A 22,680-nucleotide genomic window follows, 5' to 3' on the forward strand; every position below is an offset into this window, starting at 1 on the left:
CTCGACATCCTCGGCGTCGACCCAACCAGACCACCTTGATCGACAATCAGGTCGGTCAACGCATCGAAACCCCATGTGCGAAAGACAGGCCTAGAGCACCTTCGGCGCCGGGAAAGAACCTAGAAGAACACCGAGCGGCGCTGCATCAGCAGGCTGTACAGCGTATGCTGGATGGTCTCCCGGATGCGGTCGGTGAGCTCGAACACCAGCATCGGGTCGTCCGCCGCCTCAGCGGTGTACGTCTTCGTTGGGACCGGCTCCCCGAACTCGATGATCCATTTGGACGGAAGCGGGATGAGCCCCAGCAGACCGAACCACGGGAAGGTCGGTGTAACCGGCAGGTAGGGCAGCCCGAACAGGCGAGCGAGCGACTTCGCGTTACCGATCATAGGATAGATTTCTTCGGCTCCGACGATCGTGCACGGAATGATCGGCACACCCGTCCGCAACGCGGCCGAGACGAATCCACCGCGCCCGAACCGCTGCAACTTGTACCGCTCGCTGAACGGCTTGCCGACGCCCTTGAAGCCCTCCGGCCAGACCCCGACAAGGTGCCCGGTGTTCAGCAGGTGTTCCGCGTCAGCCTGACACGCCAGAGTGTTGCCGATCTTACGAGCCAGCGGGGCCAGGAACGGCACCGCGAACACCAGGTCGGCGGCGAGCATGCGCAGGTGGCGATGGGCCGGATGATGATCGAGGATGGCCACGGCCATCATCAGCGCGTCCATTGGCAGGGTGCCCGAGTGATTGGCCACCACCAGAGCGCCACCCGTGTCCGGGATGTTCTCCAGCCCCCGGGTCTCGACCCGGAAGTAGTCCCGGTAGATCGGCCGCAGCAGCGGAGCGACGACGTGTTCGGTGAGGTCCGGGTCAAACCCGTGCTCGTCGACGACGTAGTCGCCGGTGATGCGCCGCCGCAGGAAGGCCAGCGCTCCCGCGAGGGCCGTCTCCAGATCACCGGGTTCGGCCGTCGGCGGTGGCGCACCGTCCGTCCTGGCAGCGCCATCGGGCCCGGCAGCGGCGGTGGGACCCGTCGCCGGGTCGGACGGCCCACCCGCCGCCGACCGGCTTTCGGTCAGCGTCGCCTCGGCACCGTTGAGCGAGGAGCGAGGGGACGCGGCGGCTGGACCAAGGAAGACCTCGTCGGGGGAAACCTCGTCGAGAAAAGCCGGGTCACGCGAAGCCGGGTCACGCGAAGCCGAATCGGCTGCGGCGGATTTCCAAGGCATGATCTGCGCTTCACCCCGGGATTCGTCACCTTTTATCACGTGTTCCGCCTCCCCCCTATCCGATCCCGCACCCGGCGGGCCGCAACCGCCCTCCATCACCCTGTTCCCACCAGCCGGCGTCGGGCCAGCGAATCGAGCATCCTGTGCTCGGCTCGGGAGATCAGATCGTGGTCGATGGTGAACCGGAGCCCGCGCTGGCGGACGAAACTGTCGAAGGTCTCCATCGTCGAGTACCGGGGCCGGTAACCGAAGATCTCCTTCAGCCGGGTCGTGTCCACGGCCCGGCCGTGCGCGAGGAAGTCAAGCTGCTCAGCGGAGAAGTCGACGAGCCGCAGCCGCCGGGCGATCCCGCCCAACACCCCGATCGCGGGGAACGGCACCGGCGTGGACGGCCGACCCGCTCGGCGGATCGCCTGCGAAAGCAGGAGCACACCGTCCCCGGCCACGTTGAACGTCCCCGGGTGGGCGCGGCGGGTCGCGCGCATCAGCACGGCCAACGCGTCATCGGAGTGCAGCAGCTGGATGCGGGGGTCGAAGCCGAGGACCGTGGGAACCAGCGGAAGGTCCAGATAGCGCGCGAGCGGGCTGTCGATCTGCGGACCGAGGATGTTGGTGAACCGCAGCACGGTTACCGCGATGTCGGGACGTCGCCGGCTGAATCCACGCACGTAACCCTCGACCTCGACGGCGTCCTTGGCATAGCCACCGGCGGGCAGGGCGCGCGGCTCAGTGTCCTCTGTAAACAGCGCGGGGTCGCGAGCGGACGACCCGTAGATCGACGTCGTGGACTTCACGACCAGCTTGGTGACACTGGGCGCCTTCTGGCACGCGGCCAGCAGCTGCATCGTGCCGATGACGTTGATTTCCTTCATCGCGGCCCGTCCACCCGCACCGAGCGGCGTGGCGATCACGTTCAGATGCAGCACCGTATCGATCTCCGTGGTGGAGATCACCTTTGCGATCAACGGATGCCGGATGTCCGCGCGCACGAACTGGGTCCGCCCGAGGTCGCTGGTGGGAGCAGTGGTATCGACCCCGACGACGGCCTCGACCCCCGGGTCAGCCGCGAGCGCCATCGCCACCTGCGCCCCCAACGGCCGCGCTACACCGGTCACCAACACACGGCGTGGTCTCATGGCAGTCTCCCGCAACGCCCGCATGGTCCAGCCCGGCACCCGGACCGGATGGCCGGGCGACCGGGCAGCCCGAACCAGGCCGACCGGAGCGCGCCACCGTTCCCCGGGACCGGGGGCCGCGATGTCCGGCCGAGAAAGGTTCACGCGGTCCGATCGTGGGCTCATCGTACGCCCGTCCCTCGACCGCTCATTGCACAGCGTAAGGCCAGCCGCGCACATCGAATACGGAAAGTAGGGGAAAAACAACCCGTCCGAGCCGGACGAGGATCGACGCCGGCCAGGCCCGGTGCCGCTGCCGACGCTGCCGGCCCAGCGGTGATGCCGGCATCACCGCTGGGCCGGCAGCGGAAAATCCAGGATGGAGCGTCCCGGTGACGGGCTCCTCGGCAGCTGCGCCACGACGACCGCGTCCTGGCGCCGCAGCCGCAGCAGGTCGGCCGCTCGCCCACAATTTACTGCGATCATCACTCGACGCAACGCGTCCTCACACAAGGTGACTCCACCGCGGGGCGCATCGCCGTAGGTATGCGTGAACGTGAGCCGCATGACGCGGTTGCCGGCGAGGACCTCGACCAGATCTCCCAACAGAATACCGGCGGCCTCCAGCTCGGCCCGGGTCATGTTGAGCGAGAGATTGCCGAAGTGGTCGACGGACACGACCTCGCCGTGCACATGGTCGTCGTCGACGCTGCACGCCCGCGGCTGGAAACGCGTGAGCGCGTCGGGGTCGAGCCGGGGGCCGACGTCGGTGAGGGCGAGTCCGGCCGCAAGCCGGGCCGCGACCGGCGCATAGACGTCCCGTCCCCGGAACACCGCGGTGGGCAGCGGCAGCCACAGCTCCCGGTTGGAGATCTCGTGCACCGCGGCGACGCCACCGAGCGCATCCCAGGCCAGCGACGCCACGCCGTTGTCCGGGCAGACGAAGGTCGAGCCGTCCGTGCTCCGGATCGCCGCGCCGCGGGTGTAACCGTCGGCATCGAGCCGCTCCACGACGACGAGATGAACCCCCATCGGAAGATAACCGATCGCGCCGACCAGGGTGACGGCCGCATGCCCGACGTCCTGCGGCGCGATGGCGTGGCAGACGTCGAGGACGCGCGCCGACGGGGCGTGCCGCGCGATAACCCCGTGACACACCCCTACAGAGGCATCGTCGACGCCGTAGTCGGACAGGAAATTGATCCACGATCCCGTCATGCCGTCTCCCTGGCTGCGGGCCGGCCACGCTGCCACCCGAGGGAAACAGCCTGTCACACGGTGACAGTTACAGCACGCAAAGCCACATGATACGAGACGGCATGGCGGTACGAACTCGCGACGTGCGGGGTGGACACCGGACGCCGGGGACCGCGGATCGGCCGACTGTCTCCAGGTACGACCGGACTCCCGGGTACGCCCCACCCCCCGGTGGGCGACCCGCGTCCTAGTGCGCTACCTACTTCCTGGCAGCGGCCTGACTTCCTGGCAGCGGCCTGACTTCCTGGCAGCGGCCTACTTCTTGTTGCGGCGCTGAACGCGCGTCCGCTTCAGCAACTTGCGGTGCTTCTTCTTGGCCATCCGCTTACGACGCTTCTTGATGACAGAACCCACGTACCCGACCGATCTATGTTGAGGAAGTTACCGGGCGAGCCTACCCGCCACGGCGGGCAACCATCGGAGCCCGGGTGCTCCGGTACCCGGGTGCCCTCAACTACGGCCGAGTTCCCGCGACCGACTGCTCGCCGCCTCCAGGGCGTCCATGAGCGCCGCGCGCACACCGCGACGGTCCAGCTCCCGCAGTGCCGCGATCGTGGTCCCGGCCGGAGAGGTGACGGCCTCCCGCAACAGCGCCGGATGCTCACCGCTCTCGCGCAGCATCCGCGCCGAGCCCAGGGCGGTCTGGGTCATGAGTTCCGCGGCCAGGGTGCGGGGCAGCCCAAGGAGCACACCCGCCTCGATCATCGCATCGACAAGATAGAAGAAGTACGCCGGTCCGCTGCCGGACAGGGCCGTCACCGCGTCGAGCTGGGACTCTGCCACCCGCGTCACCCGGCCGACCGGCGTCAGCAGGGCTTCTGCCGTGGCGAGGTGCTTCTCCTCGGCGTAGCGGCCCCCGCAGATCGCCGACATCGCCTCCCCGACGAGCAGCGGGGTGTTCGTCATCACCCGGACCACCGGGGGAAGCGAAGGTAGCCGCTCCTCGAGAAGATCAGTGGTGATGCCCGCCGCCAACGACACCACGAGCGTCCCGTTCGCGACCACCGACCCGATCTCGGCCAGCAGGGTCCCGACGTCCTGGGGCTTCACCCCGATGATCAGAACATCCGCCTTGGCTGCGGCCACCGTCGGCGCCTGCACCTCGACGCCGTGACGCGCCACGATCTCACCAGCCCGGTCGGCATCACGTTCGGCCACGACGATGTCCTGAGCGGCATGCCCGGACCGCAGCAGCCCCGACAGCATCGCCCCGCCGAGCCGTCCCGCCCCCATGACCGCAACGATCATGACCATCCTTCCCTTCCACCCGCTTCTACCCCGGCCTGGAGGTTACGGCGCCCTCGGGCAGCCAGCGGAACGCGGATCCCGGCCCGCCGTCGTGCGCGGGCTACCAGCCGTAGCCCGACTGGCGATCAACTCCATGTCGCCCGTCGTACTCGAGCCGGCGTTCGTGGCCACCCCAGTGGCCGGGCTCGTGACCCGTCCAGGGCTCGTGACNGGGCTCGTGACCCGTCCAGGGCTCGTGACGTTCGCCCCGCCGGCCGACGACGGATCGAGGATCGTAGATTATTTCGGCGGTGTATGCCCGGTCCGTGGCCGCCGGCCGCTGCGCCTCCTCGCCGCCGTTTTGCCGGCCTCGCACCGCCCACGACAGGTCGGCGGTCTCGGTGAGTCCGTACCCGTACCCCGGCCAAGGACGGACGTAGCCCTCATCGATCCATTCATCACCCCATTCATCGGCATCGTCCGGGCCACCCGCCGGTTGATCGGACCCGACCTCGTACGACGACCAGCCACCGTCGCCCGACCAGCCACCGTCGCCCGACCAGCCACCGTCGCCCGACCAGCCACCGTCGCCCGACCAGCCACCCCGCGACCGGGCCCCGGGCGGATCGCCGGGCCGGTCGTGATCCAGCCGATCAGACCGACCGGTCGTGGCCGACGCGACGCGTGCCGGCCGGTCTGGCTCGCCAGCCGGATACACCTCGTCAAGGGTGTACAGCCCGGCGGCCCGGCGGTCCCCGTCAGGCCGGTAACGCTGTCCGGATTCACCGGTCCGGTCCCAGGACCGGTGGTGCCGGTGGCCCTCGTACCGGCCGGCCCGCGGGACGGCCGGGTGCGAGAACCGTCCGCGGTCGGGCTCCCGGGCCGGTTCGGGAATGCGCGCCCAGGTGGCGGCGCCGGGTCCAATGTCGTCTCCGGGAGCGGGCCGCGCCGCCGGGATCGCGCCCGGCGCGGGCCCACGGGGGGTGTCGGCCCACGGGGGTCGGGCACGCTGCGCAGGCTTCTCCACGAACCGGTTCGAGAAGTACGCGATGAACGTGCTGACCGCCGCCGCCACGACAACCGACGGCCACAGCCCGATCCGGGGCACCAGCTGCCCGTTCGCAACCGAGATCACCGGATAGTGCCAGAGGTAGATACTGAAGGTGATCTTACCGAGGAAGGCCATCCGTGGACTGCCGAGCAGGCGGACCCAGCCGGCGTCGCGGCGCAGGTCGGCGCCCAGGATGACCACGGCACCGAGCAGGGCGCTGGGCAGGTAGGCGGCATGGTCGAGCCAGTTGGCGTCATAACCGTCCTTGTTCGGCCCAAGGAAGGCGAAGAAGATCAATCCGATCCCCGCGACGAAGCCGAGATCGGCGATCCGACGGCCCGCCCGCCAACGCTCGACCGTCGCCGCCGTGACAGGGGTCATCGTGCCGATCTGCTGGGCGTGCCGGCGGCGGCGCGGCGCGGCCAGGTCCGGCTCCTCGGCGACGAGGGCGCGCAGGCGGGTGTCACGCCAGACCGCCAGCAGACAGCCGATCAGCAGCGGTGCGACGTGCGTGTCCAGCGCGAGGTACACCCGCGAGTGCGGGGCGCCGCCGGCGGCCACGGTCCAGGTCCAGACCGCCGCGAAGGCGATCATGGCGAAAAGCATCTTCAGCAGGTGCGCCCGGAACCGGTCCGAGCGGCTGACAATCAGGAACAGCCCCGGCCACAGGAGATAGAACTGCTCCTCCAGGGACAGGGACCACACGTGGGCCAACCATCGCCCACCGGCGGCAGGATGCAGGACCTTGTACCAGTTGTTGACATTGAAAAAGGCGGAGAGCGCACTCCCGACGTAGTCGTCCCGGAAGGGGATGTCGTTCCATTTGAACGCCACCGTCACCGCGAGCCCGACGAGCAGGTACACCCACATCGCGGGCATCAGCCGGTAGGCCCGGCGCACCAGGAATCGACTCACCGAGATCGTCCCGGTCCGGCTGTGTTCGGTCAGCAGGAGCGTGGTGATAAGAAATCCACTCAGCACGAAGAAGACGTCGACGGCGACGTTGCTGGCCTGGATCGCACCCATGTGGCCGGCGAGGATGGTGTAGATACAGACGATCCGCAGCCCGTCCAGCGCCGGGTTGTACGCGAACTTCGCCGCGGCGGCCGCCGCCGGCCCGGCCGGCGGCTCCCAGCCAGCCGGGGTGCCGTCGCGCGTTATCCTCGTTATCCCTGTCGCCTCAGTCTGCTGCGGGGCAAGCCGCATGATGACCGTCGCCTCCTCCATCGGGCGTCGGCAGTCCCGGCACCGACACCCGACACTCAGGGTGACCGTACGGTGCCGCGATAACCCGAGCGTGAGTCGCTCCCAAACCATGCCGCCGGTCGGACCAATGACCCGGATACGGGTACCCGTATCACTCCGCTACGCCAGCGAAGTCAGACATCACTGTGCGAATGACGCAAGACTAACGGATCGGAAAATTCGGGACAAGGCAGGTACCGGTGGCCACAAAACAACGCCACCCCAAAAGCGACGCTGTGCGCACGGTTCATTACGAAGTCACATCGGCCGAACCATGGCGTCACAGCGCGTCAGAGAAAGGGGAAGATCACCGGATGGGAGAGCCTCGGCAGAGGCGCCCACGCTGTCTCTCCCGCGCGCTACTCGGGAACCTGGGCAATCACCAGGAGCGTACGAAACGGCTCGACGACGACACCGTCAGGAAAGGCGCGCAGCATCGTGCGACGCTCCGCGTCAAGGAAATCGTCGAGGCGATCGCCGATGGCCGCGACGTAGGACTTCGACCGCTGCCAGGTGAGGTAGTCATCGATGTTAATCCGGCGCCGCCACCGGCCGGTCAGGGTGACAACCTCCCTGAAGTGGCCGGTCCACCGCAACTCGTCGGCGAACGGTCGCGCACGGTACCCGCGGTGATATCCGGGGTTCATCCGCTCGAGCCGTTCCTGCTGGCGCTGCCACCACCGGTACTCCTCGGCGTCGACGTCGTTCCACCACACGGCGAGGGCTCCGCCGGGCCGCAGCACGCGGGCGGCCTCGGCCGCGGCGGTCAGTACCTGTACCCAGTGCCATGCCTGGGCATAGCAGACCAGGTCGACGACCTGGTCCCGGAAGGGCAACGCCTCCCCGTCCCCGCGCACCGCGGGCAGTCCGGGGCTGCGCTGGCGCAACCGCGCCAGCATGGTCGGCCCGGGTTCCACCGGTACCACCCGCGCGCCCCGGCCGATCAGCAGACGCGTGGCGATGCCGGTCCCGGCGCCGACGTCAAGCACGTCCGCGCCGCGCAGCGGCCGCCCGAGGAACCGCTCGACGTCACGGAAGATGTGGTCGGGATAGCTCGGCCTGGCCGCGGCGTAGGCATCCGCCAACGGGTCGAACAGCGAGCCGGTGGGAGTACGACCAGAAGGGATGGACACTGCGTCATGGTGGCACTCGACCATGGCGGCGAGCCACGGGAACGGTGTCAGCCCCGGAGGTGGGTCAGCCGGCGGTGGACCCGGATGCGGATCAGCCGTAGGTGGATCAGCCGTAGGTGGATCGGAGTCCTGCGGCGGACGGTGCGGCGAAGTGCAGACGGGTGAACGCCAGCGCCTCGGCGAGCTCGGCCTCGCGCTGGGCACGCGACTCGGCCCGCCTGGTATTGATCTCGACCACCACGGTGCCGTCGAAACCGCCGGCGGCCAGCAGTTCAAGCAGCTCCGCACAGGGCTGCGTGCCACGACCGGGGACGAGATGTTCGTCCTTGGCCGAGCCCAGACCATCGGCCATGTGCACGTGGACCAGCCGCTCGCCGAGAAGCTCGGCCATCTCGAGCGGGTCCGAGCGGGACACACTCGTGTGCGACAGGTCGAGGGTGACATGCGCGTAGTCGTCTTCGACCGGGGACCAGTCCGGGGCATAGGCGGAGACCTCCCGCCCCCGCGCCCGCAGCGGGAACATGTTCTCCACCGCGAAGCGGATGTCGGTCTCGCCGGCCATCCGCTCGATGCCCGTCACGAACTCGCGGGCATAGTCTCGCTGCCAGCGAAACGGCGGGTGGACGACGACCGTCGACGCGCCGAGCGTCTCGGCTACGGTACGGGCCCGCACCAGCTTCGCCCATGGATCCGTACCCCAGACCCGCTGGGTGAGCAGCAGGCACGGCGCATGAATGGCCAGAATCGGGATGCCGTGATAGTCCATCAGCCGCTTCAGCGCCTGCGGATCCTGGCTAACCGGATCGGTCCAGACCATGATCTCGACCCCGTCATACCCCAGCCGCGCCGCCATCTCGAAGGCCGAGGCGGTGGACTCGGGATAGGTCGAGGCCGTTGAGAGCGCCACGCGGGCACCCGGAGCGGTCGTGGCCAGCTCGGGCGCTCCGCGCGGGACAATGAGCGAGGAGCTACCGCCACCACCGGGCCCCGAACCGCCCGCGACCCCACCGGACGAGATCGGGGCGGGAGCCATCGCGGTCGGCGACACCGACCGCGCGTCGTCACGCCATGCCTGCAATCCGTCTCCCTGCCGCGCGAGCCGGGGGTTGGCCGTCACGACCGACCTCATCTCCCAGGCTAGGCCATCTCCGCGGCCCCGCCCGCACAGACATCCGCGGGATGACGGTCGGAACCTTCATATCGCCCGTGACAACGGCCACATCGGGCAATTACGCGCATCAAGAACACTTTCTGCAAGGTTCATCTCACCCTCTGCTAGGTGAAGGGAGTTCATCGCTCCGGCGTCAGGATGAGGTGAGCCAGTCCAGGCGGCGCAGGATCACCCCTTCACGCAGGGCCCAGGGGCAAATCTCCACCTCGTCGATGGCGAACAGATCGAGAGCCTCGTCCGCGACGACCGCCCCCGCGACCAACTGGGCCGCCCGGGAGGCGGAGACGCCCGGCAGCGCCGCGCGCTCCTCGACCGACATCCGGCACACCTTGGCCGTCACCTCCACGAGGTCGTCCCGGCGCAGCACCCTGCGGGTGTAGGGACCGCGGCTGTAGGACTCCGCACCGGCGATCCGAGCCAGCGACCGGAAGGTCTTCGACGTCGCCACCGCCCTCGTGTGCTCCCCCAGGGGATAGATGGTGCCCACGATCGGCGCGATCTGGGACCGGACGTAACGGCGCAGCTCGCTGAGCTCGGACCGCTTGGGCGGGTCGCTCGGGGCCAGCCAGTCCCGGGTCAGCCGGCTCGCGCCAAGTGGCAGGGATGCGACCACCTCGGGGTCCTCGTGCATGCCGGCGCCGATCTCCAGGGAACCACCGCCGATGTCCAACGCCAGCAACCGGCCGGCGCTCCAGCCGAACCACCGGCGGACGGCGAGGAAGGTCAACCTGGCCTCCTCCTCCCCGGGCAGGACGCCGATGGAGACCCCGGTGGCCTCGCCCACCCGGCGCAGGACCGCCTCTCCGTTGGTGGCGTCCCGCAACGCCGACGTGGCGAAGGCCGCCAGATCGTGGACCCCGAGCGCGTCGGCCTGCTGGCGCATGTCCAGGACGCAGGAGGTCAGGGCGCGCTCTCCAGCGGCGTCCAGCGCCCCGTCCGCGTCGAGCAGTTCCACCAGCCGCAACGGCACGCGCACGCTGGCGGCCGGCTGCGGCTGGCCGCCCCGGTGCGCGTCCACGACAAGCAGGTGGACGGTGTTCGAGCCGATGTCGATCACACCGAGACGCATTGGACCGGGATGTGGACCCGCCGGGAGCGGACTCACCACGGCCGCCTGCCGTCCCGGGGCGACGGCGGCGTCGGGCTGCGCCACGATCTTCGGAAACCACGCACCCGGACGCACGCCACCGAGCACCTCTTCACCGTTCCCTCCGGCCGCGACCGCCGGGGTCACGGCTCGAACTTGTATCCCAGTCCCCGGACGGTCACCAGGTGCCGCGGGTTGCCGGGTTCGTGCTCAATCTTTGTCCGCAGTCGTTTGACGTGGACATCCAGGGTCTTGGTGTCGCCGACGTAGTCCGACCCCCAGACCCGGTCGATCAGTTGGCCCCGGGTCAGCACCCGGCCCGCGTTGCGCAGGAACATCTCCAACAGCTCGAACTCCTTGAGCGGCAGGGTGACCGTGGTCCCGTCGACGGTGACGACATGGCGCTCAACGTCCATCCGGACCGGGCCGGCCTCCAACGTCGCGTCCCCTACCTCCTCGTTCTCCGACCGCCGCCGCAGCACCGCGCGGATCCGCGCCACCAGCTCCCGGGCGGAGAACGGCTTCGTGACGTAGTCGTCCGCTCCGAGTTCCAGCCCGAGCACCTTGTCGATCTCGCTGTCCCGAGCGGTCAGCATGATGATCGGCACAGTGGAACGGGTTCGCAAGGTTCGGCACACTTCCGTGCCCGACAGCCCCGGCAGCATGAGGTCCAGCAGGACAAGATCAGCCCCCCGCCGATCGAACTCGGCCAACGCGCTGGGGCCGTCGGCGACGACCCCCACCTCGAAGCCCTCCCGTTCCAACATGAACGACAACGCGTCGGAGAAGGACTCCTCGTCCTCGACCACGAGCAGCCGGGTCACCTGTTCGCTCCCCTTGTTACGTTGGACGGACCGGCCGACCCGGACCGCTTCCTGTTACCGTCGATGGGACGGGTGGACCCGCCGCGTCTACCGGTCATGACCGATACCGTTCACCGTTCACGAACCGCCACCGAGTTCATCATCGCCATGATGTTCACCATCGCCATGATGTTCACTATCGCCCCGACCGCGGGCGTCGGCATCGGCCCCGACGACGTCGAAGCCATCCACCCCGTCATCCTCGCGGGTTTCGTCCGAGCCGTCCGTCATCGCATCGTCATCGTCGCCGGTGAACAGCGGCAACCGGAGCGTGAAGGTGGAACCCGCGCCCTCGGCGCTCCACACAGAGACCACGCCGCCGTGATTGGTCGCGATGTGCTTGACGATGGCGAGCCCCAGGCCGGTCCCACCGGTCGCGCGGGATCGCGCCGGATCCGCCCGATAGAAGCGTTCGAAGACCCGTTCCAGGTCCTTCTCCGCGATCCCGATGCCCTCGTCGGCGACGGAGATCTCCACGGTCTCACCGCTGCGCCGAACCCCGAGCACGACCCGGGTGCCACGCGGCGAGTAGCTGATCGCATTGTCGAGCAGGTTCGCGACGGCGGTCACGAGCTGGCCCTCATCCCCACACACCGGCAGGTCACCGTCGCCGATCACCGCAACCGAGATCGCCTGGGCCTGCGCTGCCAGCCGGGTGCGGTCGACCGCCTCGGTGAGCACCGCGGACGCCCGCATCGGCCGCAGGTTGGGCAGCGGATCGGCGCCCTGCAGCCGGGAGAGATCGATGATCTCCTGAACAAGACGGGCGAGCCGGGTCGATTCGTGGGTCATCCGGGAGGCGAACCGGCGGACTGCCACCGGGTCCTCGCAGGCCGCGGCGACCGCTTCGGCGAGGACGTGCAACGCACCGACCGGCGTCTTGAGCTCGTGGCTGATGTTCGCCACGAAGTCCCGACGGACGGCCTCGACCCGACGCGACTCGGTAATGTCATCCACGATGACGGCGACATGACCGGACGAGTCCAGCAGCCGGGCCCGGGCACGCACCGCCAGCCCCTCCTGGTCCGGTCGGGGACGGGTGAGGGGGGGCTCGGGGACGGGCGGCAGCTCAAGCTGCCGCTCCTGGTCACTGCCCGCGAGCCGGGTGGCCCGGACGAGATCGGCCAGCTCCGCCACCGCGATCTCGTCGGCGGCGACCACACCCATACGTCGCGCGACCATGTTCACCAGGACCACCCGGTCCGCGGCGTCGAGGACGAGCAGACCGGTCGGCAGGCCGGCGATCACCCGACGCACGAGCCTTGCCGGCAAGGTCATGCCGCCGGTGTCCCCGCCGGACGCCGAACCAGTAGTCAGGTCAGTCGTCGAACCGGCTGTTCCAGGCACCGCTGTCATCGTCCACCATCGTCCGCTCACCCTGTACGGCCTGCCGACCTGCACGAGCCGCGGATGCGGTGTGTACCGGTTGTCATGGCATCCGCCGACCTGTCACCCACTCGCCGCATGCTAGGTGTCCGCATGCCACCTAGGTATTGCTCTGCAAGCCTCCACCGCCGATCGTCGCTAGCTGTTCATCAGACCCATCGTCAATGTTCACCAGAGAGCGAGAGGTCCGCATCATCGTCAGAACCGGAGCGACGCAAGTACCCAGAAGCACCATGATCGAATCAATCCCTCAGGATCTCTGACCCCTCGATCCCCCACCGAATGAGAAGGAGCCGTCCGTGCGGGACGCCTTCACCGACGAACTCGACAGCATCAACCGGTCCCTGATCGAGATGACCAACCTGGTCGCCTCGGCCATGGCCCGGGCCACCACCGCTCTCCTCGACGCCGATCTCCAACTCGCCGAGAACGTCATCAGCGGAGACGAGACGGTCGACCTGCTGCGCAACGAGATCGAGGAGCGGGCCTTCGACGTGATGGCCCGCCAGGCCCCGGTCGCCACCGATCTGAGGATGATGGTGGCCACGCTGCGGATCGTCGCCGACCTGGAGCGGATGGGCGACCTCGCCCTGCACGTGGCGAAGGTCGCCCGCCGGCGCTACCCGGGCCGGGCGGTCCCGCCGGAGCTCCGGGCGACCCTGCTGGAGATGGGGCAGGTCGCGCAGCGCATCGTCGCGAAGGCCGGATCGGTGATCGCCAGCCGGGACACCGACCTCGCCAAGCAGCTGGAGGCCGACGACGACGCGATGGACGGGCTGCACCGCGCCCTGTTCCACATACTGATCGAGAAGCCCTGGCCGCACGGGATGGAGGCGGCGATCGACATCACTCTCTGCGGCCGCTACTACGAGCGGTACGCCGACCATGCGGTCTCGGTCGCCCGCCGGGTGCTCTACCTGGTCACCGGGGATTCCAGCGGCGCGTGAGGGCACCCGGGGAGATCCGCCCCCGGTCTCGCGCGGGCGTGGCCCCCACGCACGGCCCGACGGTTCCCCGCGTGCATCCCGCCGGCGCTACGGCGGCTGCCCGTGATGGCCCGCGATGATGGCACGGGCCGGTCGGGACTATATGACTCAGTCGGGACTATATGATTATAGTCCCGACTATTTTTAGCCTCGACTATCTTCTTGATTGCTTTTCTGACTACTTCTTGGTGCCCTGCGCGGCGACGGCGGCCGCGGCGAGCGCCGCGGCGTCGGGGTCGAGGTACCCCGAGCTCACCACACCCAGCTGGTCGTCCAGCTCGTAGCGCAGCGGGATGCCGGTGGGGATGTTGAGCCCGGCGATGTCGGTGTCGCTGATGTGATCGAGATGCTTCACCAGGGCGCGCAGCGAGTTGCCATGCGCCGCCACCAGGACGGTACGGCCGGTCCGCAGGTCCGGCACGATCGCGTCGTACCAGTAGGGCAGCATCCGGGCAACGACGTCGGCGAGGCACTCGGTCCGCGGGATGACGTCGGGGGCAAGGTCGTCATAGCGCTCGTCCACCCCGCTGACCTGCTCCGGACCGATCTCCGGCGGCGGCGTGTCATAGGAGCGACGCCAGAGCTGGAACTGCTCCGCGCCGAACTTCTCCAGCGTCTCCGCCTTGTTCAGGCCCTGCAGGCCACCGTAGTGCCGCTCGTTGAGCCGCCAGGTGCGGCGAACCGGAACCCAGGTGCGCCCGGCGGCATCCAGCGCCAGCCAGGCGGTGCGGATCGCCCTGGTCAGCAGGGACGTGTGCACCACGTCCGGCAGGACGCCGGACTCCCGCAGCAGCTCACCCCCGCGAGTGGCCTCCTTGGCACCCTTCTCGGAAAGATCAACGTCCACCCAGCCGGTGAACAGGTTTTCGCGGTTCCAAATGCTCTCACCGTGGCGGAGCAGGACGAGCGTCGGCATACCCGAGATCCTGCCCGCTCGGCGGCCCGCTCGGCCAGCATTGCCGGTTGTTGCCTGTGACTCCCCGGCTCGGGGCCGGTCGTGCCGGCGACCGGTTGTCACCCGGCGGCAGGACAGGAATCCGGCGGCACGACAGGAATTCATCCGGAACTGAACGACCCCCGGGCGCTCCGCCGCCGCGCGAAGCGGAGGCGGGCCGTCGGGACTTGCGACGGCGCCCGGGGGTCGGGTGTCTGCCTGGTTCTCGCCGGTGCCGGTGCCCATGGGCCACCCGGCTAGAGGTGAGGACCACGAGACCGGCTAGCGGACAGCCACCTCACGAGTCCTATGAGCATACAAAGCCTGGACCACCTCCCTTCTCGTGTACCCGTGACGCTACGCGGACCCAGGGGCGCATCGCAACGGCTTTTCCGCGCGCGTTGATGGGACGCTCCTGACACCGGCCGGTCGGAACAGCCAGGCCACCCGCGCGGGCCCGGGGCCACAGCCGAACCGTGCGCGGACCCGGCCGAGGCACGCCACGGGGACCTAGACTGAGTCCCATGACCGCAGGGTCCCTCACGACGCCCGCCTCGCTCTCCCCGTTGCTCGGCCTGCCGGGTGCGGTGGCCGGCACTGCCGAAGACGACGCGGTCGCCGCCCACTACGGCGATCCGCTACGGGAACAGCGCGCGGTGCGCGGCGGTGCCGCCGTCGTCGACAGATCACATCGGGACGTGCTGCGCGTCTCCGGCCCCGACCGGCTCTCCTGGCTGCACAGCATCACCTCTCAGCATCTGTCCGCGCTGGGCGCGCTGCGGGGCACCGAGGCGCTGGTGCTCTCCCCGCACGGCCACGTCGAACACCATCTCGTCCTCGCCGACGACGGCACGTCCACCTGGGTGGACGTCGAGCCCGGCACCGGCGGCATCCTGCTGCGCTACCTGGAGTCGATGCGCTTCATGCTCCGAGTGGAGCCAGCGGACCTCGGCGCGGTGACGGCGGTGCTCAGCGTGCTCGGGCCAAGGGCCGCGCAGGTCGCGGCCGCGGCACTGGGCGGGCCGGGTGACGGCGCGCCCGGCCCGGGCCTGCCCGAACCACAGGCACCCGGCCCGGTCGGGGCGCCGATCACCGGTCCCTACCCGGTCGGCCGTACCGGGACGGGCACGCTGGTCCGGCGGATGCCCCACGGCGTCGACCTCCTCGTCGGCCGGGCCGACCTGACCGGCACCGTCGAGCGGCTGCGCGCCGCCGGGGCGGGTCTGGCCGGGCTGTCCGCCTTCGACGCCATGCGCATCGCCTCCCGACGGCCCCGGCTCGGCCGGGAGACCGACCATCGCACCATTCCGCACGAGGTGGGGTGGCTGGCGAGCGCCGTGCACCTGGACAAGGGCTGCTACCGCGGGCAGGAAACCGTCGCCCGGGTGCACAACCTCGGTCGCCCGCCGCGGCGGCTGGTGCTGCTGCATCTCGACGGCACGGTGGCGGCGCCCCGTTCCACCGTCACGGTCGGCGGGCGCGAGGTCGGGTTTGTCGGCAGCTCCGAGGTCCACGAGGAACTCGGCCCCATCGCCCTGGCGGTGATCAAGCGGTCCGTGCCGACGGATGCCTCCCTCGTCGTCGCCGATCCCGACGGCGCGCCGCTGGCCGCCGCGATCGATCCGGACGACGAGCCAGCCACGACGGCGCCGAAGCGTCCCGCCGGGCGGCTGCGTTCCTGATTCCCGGCCGGCTCGGGTTCCGGCCGGCTCAGACAGTCCGGGCGAGGATCTGATCGAGTTCCCGCACCGCCGGGTCGGTGCCGTGCCGCCGCAGCCGGCGGCGCAGCTCGTCGGCCCGGCGGGCGTTGCGCTTGGATCGCGTCGCCGCCAGCATCGGCAGGGCCTGGCGGGTCAGCTCGCACCCGTGATCGACGTTACCGAGATCCATCTGGACCGCGGCCCACCGAAGCAGGTAGGTGGCCCGGTCCCGGGCCCGGGAGTCCGGCTGGACCGCCAGGGAGCGTTCCAGCCACCGGTCCGCCTGCGCGAGGTGACCGAGATCGATGTAGCAGCTGCCGATCTGCGCCTGGTACTCGGCCTCGTCGAAGTAGGACGACCAGGCGGGCTCCTCAGGCCGCGCGGTGACCATCGCTTCCTCCGAGCAGGCCAGCGCCTGCGCGCAGGCGCTGGCCTCCCCGAGCGCGGCATGGGCACGGGCCCGCCGCATGTGCAGCATGGCGCCGACGCGACCGGACGCCACCCCGGCGCTGGCCACGGCGGCCTCGGCCAGATCCACCGCCTCCCGCGGGCGGGCGAAGTCCACGCATTGCAGGGACATGTTCTTCAGCACGTTCGCACCGAGCATGCGGTCCCCGCCGGCGTGCGCGGCATGCAGCGCGGTGATCCAGTACCGCTGGGCGGCCGTCTGGAAGCCGGCGTCGAACGAGACCCATCCCGCGAACCGGGCGAGCTCCGCGGCCACCAGATGCAGGTGACGGCCCACGTGCTCGGTATAGGATCCGCGCGCCAGCAGGTCCGCCACCACGCCGAGCTCGGCGTCGACCAGCCGGCGCACGCTCTCCCCACCGAGCCGCTCATCCATGACCCGTAGCCCGGGGATGTTGTGCTCGATCCGGTTCACGATCTGGTCGTCGACCCGTCCCCCGTTCAGGGCCGCCGCCAGCCGGGCCGGTTCCATGCCGAGCCACTGCGTCGCGAGTTCCGCCACCCCGGTCCCAGTGATCGTCAGGAAGCCGCGGCGGTCGGAGAGCGCGTCCTCGACGACGTCCATGATCGAGGTTATGCTGCCACCCGGCGTCCACGGGTACTCGGTGCGCACCGCGTCGCCGGTCGGTAGCCACGCGGGCCAGGGGTGCGACTCCAGGCGATCGTTGGGCACGCCGAGCTCCGCGGCGAGCGCGAGCTGGGACACCCGGTCGGGCACGACCCCACGGTGCTCCCAGCGCCAGACCTTCTGCCGCTCGGCGGCCATGTTCGCCACCCCGAGGTCACGTGCGCGGCGGGCCACGACCCGCGCCAGACGCTGGTAGGACCACCCGCGCTGGGCTCGGATGAACGCAAGCGGATGAGTGCAGGCATGAGCGTTATCCGTCAGCATCGACGATCTCCTCGCAGTCGCATCTCCAGGGGCACTTCCGTGAGTACCTACTAACGCTATGTCGCGACATCTTGGTGCTCCAAGAGACGACTCCGGTGCGATGCGTGCACAGAGGTCACTCCCGGACCACTGGCGGGCCCTGATTGCACGCATGTCCGCCGAGCGTCCGAAAAAAGCGTGTTATATTTTTTTGACCGAATGCGACCACGTCGACCGGTCAGAAATTCTCCCGAGTCGGGCAGCCGGGGACAGGCCCACGGGGAGGGCCCCTCCGCGATTCACGCGGCGCCGATCCGACTGGACGCGCGGGGTGGGAGGGGGGACGGCTGCGGCGGATCGAGGCCGCGCCGCGTCAGATCCGGGCGCCGGCGGCGTCGAAGAAGGTCAGGGTGGACAGCGGTGCGCGCAGGGTGACCCGCATGCCCACGCCGGGCACCTCAGCGGCGTCGACCCTGACGGCGAGCACCCCGGCGGAGGTCCGGACGTACACCGTCCGCTCCGCCCCGAGCCGCTCGCTCACCACGACCTCACCGGTTACCCGCAGCGCGTCCGACGCCAGCGCCACCGGCGCCACCACGGCGTCCGCCGGTACCGATCCCGATCCAGTGGAAGCCGCCGCCACCAGGACCAGGTGCTCGGGCCGGACTCCGAATGCCGTCGCGCCGGCGGGGGCGGGCAGGGCGAATCCGTCCCCGTGCAGTTGGCCGTCATGCCAGCGTCCCTCCCGGACGTTCATCGGCGGGCTGCCGATGAACGCCGCGACGAAGCGCGTGGCGGGCCGGTCGTAGATCTCGTCGGGCGTCCCGATCTGCTGCAGCCGGCCGCCGCTGAGCACCGCGACCCGGTCACCGACCGCCATCGCCTCGGCCTGGTCGTGCGTGACGAACAGGGCGGTGGTGCCGAGCCGGCGCAGCAGGCCCACGATCTCGACCCGCAGATCGACCCGGAGCTGGGCGTCGAGCCCCGACATCGGCTCGTCCAACAGGATCACCCGGGCCCGGGTCGCGAGTGCCCGGCCGATCGCGACCCGCTGGCGCTGGCCCCCGGACATCTTCGCGGGCCGGCGAGCTGCCAGCTCACCGATGCCGAGCATGTCCAGCGTCTCACGGGCCCGGGCCACCGCCGCGGCCTTCGGCAGGCCGCGGCCGTGACGCAACGCCAGAGTGAGGTTCTCCAGCGCCGTCAGATGCGGGTAGAGCGCGAAATGCTGGAAGACCATGGACACGTCCCGGCGGTGGGGTGCGACGCCAAGCTGGCTGACCGCGCCGAAACGCAGATCACCCGACGTCGGCTCCTCGAGCCCGGCGCAGATCCGCAGCAGCGTCGACTTGCCCGAGCCGGACGGTCCGAGCAGCGCGACGATCTCCCCCGGCGCAACCGTCAGCGTGACGTCGCGCAGCGCATGGACCGGGCCGAACGACCGGCCCAGCCCGTCGATCTCGATCGGCACCCCCGCGGTGGCGGCCGTCACCACGGCGGGTCCGTCGGCCGGTTCCGTGATCCGGGTCATCGGTCTCTCCCGCGGCGTCCGCCGGTCAACGGGTGAGTTCCACAGCCTGGCTCTGGGCCGCGGCGAGGGCCCTGACCGGGTCCTCGCCCTTAAGGATGCGCTGCACCTGGTCCGAGATCGCGCTCGGGACCTCCCCGCCGCGGGCCCCGCTCCAAGCCGGCGCCTTCACCAGCGAGGGGATGAGCGCGTTGAACGGCTTGAGCTGCGGATAGGTCTCGTAGAACGACCCGAGCTGGCTGACGGCCTGAGTATCCACCGGGATGTAGCTCAACGCCTCCGTGCTCGCGGCCACGACGTCCGGCGAAAGCAGCGACACGACCAGTTCGGTCGCCATCTCCCGCTGGCAGCGGTCGGTGGACAGGACCGTCAGCGCGTTGCCGCCCGCGACCGGGTGCTGGGTCCCGCCGGGCAGAGTCGGGAACGGGACCGCGCCGGCCCGGAAACCCTTCGTCCCCTGCCCCGCGATGAACTTCAGCCCGCCGGCCACGGAGGCCACCGTCACGGCGGTCATCGCCGTCTGCCGGCGGATGCCGAACCGCAGCAGGCCCTGCTGGGTCGGATCGGCGGAGTGCGTGCCGTAGCTCGCGGCCTTCGCGAGGAACGCGGCGGCCTCGCGGGCCGCCGGGGTGTTCAGGGCGGGCCGACCGTTCGCGTCCTGGATCGGCGTCCCCTTGGAGCTGGCCAGGGTGTTGAGGATCCACTGCCCGAACTGCTGGCCGGTCGGCAGGTCGAGGGGCTGGATATTCTGACCCGAAGCCTTGATCTTGTCAGCGGCGGCGATCACCCCGTCGGTCGTGCCCAGCGTCGCCGGATCGACGCCGGCCTTCTGCAGCACGTCGAGGTTGTAGACCAGGGCCAGAGACGACACCTGCTGGGGAATGCCGATCTGCTTCCCGGCGACCTGCCCGAGGCCGACCAGCCGTTGGTCGTAGGACGCGCGCAGCAGGCGCGGGGAGAGCTCCTGGGCGCCGAGGTCCCGGGCGAAGGTCGGGAGCAGGTCGAAGCCGGCGACCGCCACGTCGACGGAACGGCCGGCCGAGCGGTCGGCGCTGATCTGCTGGACGAGGGAGGTGTAGTCCGGCGCACTCGTGTTGAGGTCCACGGTGAGGCCGGGATGCGCCTTCTCCAGATAGGCCTTGCCGGATTTCGCGACGTCGTTGAGCGTGCCGACGGCGGACATCCGCAGCGTCTTGACCTGGGCCACGCAGGCGGGCGACGCCTTGGCGCCCGCCACGTTGTCGACGCCGGCGTCGGCTGGACGGGCCGTGGGGCGCAGGCTCTCCGCGGGGTCTGCCGGGCTCGCGTCACCACCGCCGCCGCACGCGGTCAGGATGATCATCGCGGCGGCGACGGGCAGCGGCAGTATTCGGCGAATACGGATCACACGTTCTTCCTCTCAGGCACCGGCACCCGTACCGGTAATTCCGGCGGCGAGACGGCGTTGGGCGGCGACGAAGACGACGAGCGACGGCAGGCTGATGATCAGCGCGGCCGCGGCGAGCTCGGTGAAGTCCGGAATGACGGAGGAGGAGTCGGTCATCAGGCGCGCGAGCGCCAGCGGCGGGGTGGCGATGTCCGGCGACCGCGCGACCAGCAGCGGCCACAGGTACTCGTTGTACGACAACAGGAAGCTGAACACCGATACGGAGGCGATCGCGGGCGCGGCGAGCGGCACGATGATCGTCCACAGCGTCCGCCAGGTACCGAGCCCGTCCATCCGCGCGGCTTCCAGGACCGACCCCGGGATGGTGCTCATGTACTGCCGGAGCATGAAGATCATCGCCGCGTGTGTCATGAACGGCAGGACCAGGCCGACCCGGGTGTCAGCGAGTCCGAGCGCGGACATGGTGACGTAGTTCGGCACGGCGGTGATCTGGGTCGGCACCAGCAGGGTGGCGAGCACCACCGCGAAGGCTGCCGTACGCCCGCGAAAGCGCAGACAGGCGAAGGCGTAGGCGGCCGGGATCGCCGTCGCGAGCTGCAACGCGAGGATCGCCAGGCTCACCGCCACCCCCGTGAGCAGGGCAGGTCCGAGATCACCGGCGTACCAGGCGCGGTCGAACGAGCTCAGGTCGATGCTGGACGGGATCGGGTTCGACGTCAGCGCCAGCGCGGTCTGCCGTGGCCCAACGGCGGTCCGCACCATCCAGACGAAGGGCAGGACGGCCGCGACGATGCCGATCGTGAGCAGGACGAGACGCCCGATCGTCGGTCCGGTCGGTGACCGGCGGCGACCGCGCCGCGATGCCGGGATCGGCGCCGGCGCCGATCCCGGTTGCGGGGCCCGCCGACGCGAGGCTCGCCGCACGGCGTGGCCACGGGGCGTCGGCCCGGACGCCGGACTGGAGGTGTCGACGCTCACGCGGCGGCCTCCCGGGTGCGTCGGATGCGGCGCCCGAGCAGCCCACCAGCGGCACCCAGTGCCACGATCACGACAAACAGCATCAGGGCGATCATCGAGGCATATCCGATGCGGAACGATCCAGTGAATCCGACCTCGTAAATGTAGTAAATGATCGTCGTGCTGGAGTCCAGGGGGCCACCTTTCGTGAGCACCGCGACCGTTTCGAAGGTCTGCAGGGTCAGAATGGTGACGAACATCCCCAGGAAGATCGTCGTCGGGGCGAGCAGCGGCAGGGTGATGTGACGCAGCCGGGCGAATCCGTGGATGCCGTCCACGTCCGCCGCCTCGTACACCGATCTCGGGATCGCCGTCAGCCCGGCGAGATAGACGACGAAGACGAAGCTCGTCAGCCGCCAACCACCGACGAGGGCCACCACCGGCAACGCGGTCGAGGTGTCGCCGAGCCAGTCGACCGGAGCCACCCCGAACAGCCCGACGACGGTGTTCGCGAGACCGTCGGGGCTGCTGTCGAACATGTAGGCAAACACGACCGCCATGGCCACAATATTCGCACTGACCGGAAGAAACAGCGCACATCGCACCAGCGCCCGGCCATGGGTCACCCGTTCGGCGGCCAGCGCGAGCGCCAGCCCGATCGCGATCGCGGGTACCACCGTGAGGGCGCAGTACAGCAGCGTGTTGCGCACGGCGCCGGCCAGGTCCGCGTCGGAGAGAGCGGTACGCAGGTTCGCCGTGCCGACCCAGTCGAAACGCGGTCCCGTCAGGGTCTTGTCCGTGCCCGCGATGAACGCCGACACCAATGCGGGCCCGATGACGAAAACACCGAGTCCCACGAACGCCGGCAGCAACAACACCCCGGCTCGCCAGCCCGCCCGGCTATCACCCGCCTCACGCGTCACAGTTATGCATCCTGGCCCCACCTGTGCCGGGATGCCGGTACGGGGGTGGCTCCCGCGGAGGAGCAGCCGGTGCCTGCACGTGCCGTCCGGTCCGTCCACATCCCCCGCGCCACCGCCAACGGCCCAGGCGGCACCGCCAACGACTCGGATCGACCCCCACGG

Annotated in this window: 19 protein-coding genes; 2 read left to right on the top strand and 17 right to left on the bottom strand. The window is 69.9% G+C overall.

From position 1 onward, the window contains the following. Window positions 1-119: 119 nt before the first annotated feature. From BMG523DRAFT_RS12585 to BMG523DRAFT_RS12630, 11 genes are all read right to left on the bottom strand, one after another. Window positions 120-1,229, bottom strand: a complete 1,110-nt coding sequence (locus BMG523DRAFT_RS12585) for a lysophospholipid acyltransferase family protein (RefSeq protein ID WP_011434942.1) — start codon at window positions 1,227-1,229, stop codon at window positions 120-122. Between the two features lie 95 nt (window positions 1,230-1,324). Continuing rightward, window positions 1,325-2,365: an NAD-dependent epimerase/dehydratase family protein gene (locus tag BMG523DRAFT_RS12590; RefSeq protein WP_023839821.1), complete on the bottom strand. Its 1,041-nt coding sequence runs from the start codon at window positions 2,363-2,365 to the stop codon at window positions 1,325-1,327. Between the two features lie 327 nt (window positions 2,366-2,692). Beyond that, window positions 2,693-3,562, bottom strand: coding sequence for an S-adenosyl-l-methionine hydroxide adenosyltransferase family protein (locus BMG523DRAFT_RS12595; protein WP_043591250.1), 870 nt, complete (start codon window positions 3,560-3,562; stop codon window positions 2,693-2,695). Window positions 3,563-3,856: 294 nt separating this feature from the next. Next, a complete protein-coding gene (locus tag BMG523DRAFT_RS23110) occupies window positions 3,857-3,955 on the bottom strand; it encodes an AURKAIP1/COX24 domain-containing protein (RefSeq protein ID WP_003948845.1) in 99 nt (32 codons plus the stop codon). A gap of 96 nt (window positions 3,956-4,051) precedes the next feature. Further along, on the bottom strand, window positions 4,052-4,849 hold the full coding sequence (gene proC / locus BMG523DRAFT_RS12600) for a pyrroline-5-carboxylate reductase (RefSeq protein ID WP_023839823.1): 798 nt from the start codon (window positions 4,847-4,849) through the stop codon (window positions 4,052-4,054). A 100-nt stretch (window positions 4,850-4,949) separates the two neighbouring features. Then, window positions 4,950-7,085 carry an acyltransferase gene (locus tag BMG523DRAFT_RS12605; RefSeq protein WP_083494819.1) on the bottom strand — a complete coding sequence of 712 codons (2,136 nt, stop codon included), beginning with the start codon at window positions 7,083-7,085 and terminating at the stop codon, window positions 4,950-4,952. Between the two features lie 398 nt (window positions 7,086-7,483). Further along, on the bottom strand, window positions 7,484-8,281 hold the full coding sequence (locus BMG523DRAFT_RS12610) for a class I SAM-dependent methyltransferase (protein ID WP_051623860.1): 798 nt from the start codon (window positions 8,279-8,281) through the stop codon (window positions 7,484-7,486). A gap of 82 nt (window positions 8,282-8,363) precedes the next feature. Beyond that, on the bottom strand, window positions 8,364-9,374 hold the full coding sequence (locus BMG523DRAFT_RS12615) for a sugar phosphate isomerase/epimerase (RefSeq protein WP_023839825.1): 1,011 nt from the start codon (window positions 9,372-9,374) through the stop codon (window positions 8,364-8,366). A 187-nt stretch (window positions 9,375-9,561) separates the two neighbouring features. Then, a complete protein-coding gene (locus BMG523DRAFT_RS12620) occupies window positions 9,562-10,662 on the bottom strand; it encodes a Ppx/GppA phosphatase family protein (protein WP_023839826.1) in 1,101 nt (366 codons plus the stop codon). Next, the gene (locus BMG523DRAFT_RS12625) at window positions 10,659-11,339 is read right to left on the bottom strand and encodes a response regulator transcription factor (protein WP_011434934.1); all 681 of its coding nucleotides are present in this window, start codon (window positions 11,337-11,339) and stop codon (window positions 10,659-10,661) included. Before BMG523DRAFT_RS12625 ends, BMG523DRAFT_RS12620 begins: the two co-directional genes overlap by 4 nt. A gap of 117 nt (window positions 11,340-11,456) precedes the next feature. Continuing rightward, a complete protein-coding gene (locus BMG523DRAFT_RS12630; protein ID WP_235463118.1) occupies window positions 11,457-12,656 on the bottom strand; it encodes a cell wall metabolism sensor histidine kinase WalK in 1,200 nt (399 codons plus the stop codon). A gap of 407 nt (window positions 12,657-13,063) precedes the next feature. Between BMG523DRAFT_RS12630 and phoU the strand changes: the two genes are divergently transcribed. Next, on the top strand, window positions 13,064-13,711 hold the full coding sequence (phoU, locus tag BMG523DRAFT_RS12635; RefSeq protein WP_011434932.1) for a phosphate signaling complex protein PhoU: 648 nt from the start codon (window positions 13,064-13,066) through the stop codon (window positions 13,709-13,711). A 217-nt stretch (window positions 13,712-13,928) separates the two neighbouring features. Here phoU and BMG523DRAFT_RS12640 read toward each other — a convergent pair whose 3' ends face one another. Then, the gene (locus BMG523DRAFT_RS12640) at window positions 13,929-14,666 is read right to left on the bottom strand and encodes a phosphoglyceromutase (RefSeq protein WP_023839828.1); all 738 of its coding nucleotides are present in this window, start codon (window positions 14,664-14,666) and stop codon (window positions 13,929-13,931) included. A gap of 542 nt (window positions 14,667-15,208) precedes the next feature. Between BMG523DRAFT_RS12640 and BMG523DRAFT_RS12645 the strand changes: the two genes are divergently transcribed. After that, a complete protein-coding gene (locus tag BMG523DRAFT_RS12645; protein WP_043591253.1) occupies window positions 15,209-16,366 on the top strand; it encodes a folate-binding protein YgfZ in 1,158 nt (385 codons plus the stop codon). A gap of 28 nt (window positions 16,367-16,394) precedes the next feature. Here the strand turns inward: BMG523DRAFT_RS12645 and BMG523DRAFT_RS12650 are convergent, their stop codons facing one another. The 5 genes from BMG523DRAFT_RS12650 to BMG523DRAFT_RS12670 all read right to left on the bottom strand — a co-directional run bounded on the left by BMG523DRAFT_RS12650 (window position 16,395) and on the right by BMG523DRAFT_RS12670 (window position 22,518). Beyond that, entirely contained in the window at window positions 16,395-17,744 is a 1,350-nt protein-coding gene (locus tag BMG523DRAFT_RS12650) for a hypothetical protein (protein ID WP_043591255.1), read from the bottom strand. A 352-nt stretch (window positions 17,745-18,096) separates the two neighbouring features. Next, window positions 18,097-19,254 (bottom strand): ABC transporter ATP-binding protein, encoded by a 1,158-nt coding sequence (locus BMG523DRAFT_RS12655; RefSeq protein ID WP_011434928.1) that lies wholly within the window; start codon window positions 19,252-19,254, stop codon window positions 18,097-18,099. 25 nt (window positions 19,255-19,279) lie between these two features. Next, a complete protein-coding gene (locus tag BMG523DRAFT_RS12660; protein WP_043591257.1) occupies window positions 19,280-20,638 on the bottom strand; it encodes an extracellular solute-binding protein in 1,359 nt (452 codons plus the stop codon). Between the two features lie 12 nt (window positions 20,639-20,650). After that, window positions 20,651-21,460 (bottom strand): carbohydrate ABC transporter permease, encoded by an 810-nt coding sequence (locus tag BMG523DRAFT_RS12665; RefSeq protein WP_235463119.1) that lies wholly within the window; start codon window positions 21,458-21,460, stop codon window positions 20,651-20,653. Window positions 21,461-21,612: 152 nt separating this feature from the next. Further along, a complete protein-coding gene (locus BMG523DRAFT_RS12670) occupies window positions 21,613-22,518 on the bottom strand; it encodes a carbohydrate ABC transporter permease (RefSeq protein WP_011434925.1) in 906 nt (301 codons plus the stop codon). Window positions 22,519-22,680 lie beyond the last annotated feature (162 nt).

The organism is Frankia sp. BMG5.23 (genome assembly GCF_000685765.2).
GTDB classification, from domain to species: domain Bacteria; phylum Actinomycetota; class Actinomycetes; order Frankiales; family Frankiaceae; genus Frankia; species Frankia casuarinae.

Bases quoted from the DNA above. Each gene is read 5' to 3' on its own strand.
- BMG523DRAFT_RS12610 (WP_051623860.1), bottom strand. From the start codon at position 8,281: ATGGTCGAGTGCCACCATGACGCAGTGTCCATCCCTTCTGGTCGTACT.
- proC (WP_023839823.1), bottom strand. From the start codon at position 4,849: ATGATCGTTGCGGTCATGGGGGCGGGACGGCTCGGCGGGGCGATGCTG.
- BMG523DRAFT_RS12585 (WP_011434942.1), bottom strand. From the start codon at position 1,229: ATGCCTTGGAAATCCGCCGCAGCCGATTCGGCTTCGCGTGACCCGGCT.
- BMG523DRAFT_RS12650 (WP_043591255.1), bottom strand. From the start codon at position 17,744: ATGCTGACGGATAACGCTCATGCCTGCACTCATCCGCTTGCGTTCATC.
- BMG523DRAFT_RS12595 (WP_043591250.1), bottom strand. From the start codon at position 3,562: ATGACGGGATCGTGGATCAATTTCCTGTCCGACTACGGCGTCGACGAT.
- BMG523DRAFT_RS12640 (WP_023839828.1), bottom strand. From the start codon at position 14,666: ATGCCGACGCTCGTCCTGCTCCGCCACGGTGAGAGCATTTGGAACCGC.
- BMG523DRAFT_RS12590 (WP_023839821.1), bottom strand. From the start codon at position 2,365: ATGAGACCACGCCGTGTGTTGGTGACCGGTGTAGCGCGGCCGTTGGGG.
- BMG523DRAFT_RS12645 (WP_043591253.1), top strand. From the start codon at position 15,209: ATGACCGCAGGGTCCCTCACGACGCCCGCCTCGCTCTCCCCGTTGCTC.
- BMG523DRAFT_RS12630 (WP_235463118.1), bottom strand. From the start codon at position 12,656: ATGACCTTGCCGGCAAGGCTCGTGCGTCGGGTGATCGCCGGCCTGCCG.
- BMG523DRAFT_RS12655 (WP_011434928.1), bottom strand. From the start codon at position 19,254: ATGACCCGGATCACGGAACCGGCCGACGGACCCGCCGTGGTGACGGCC.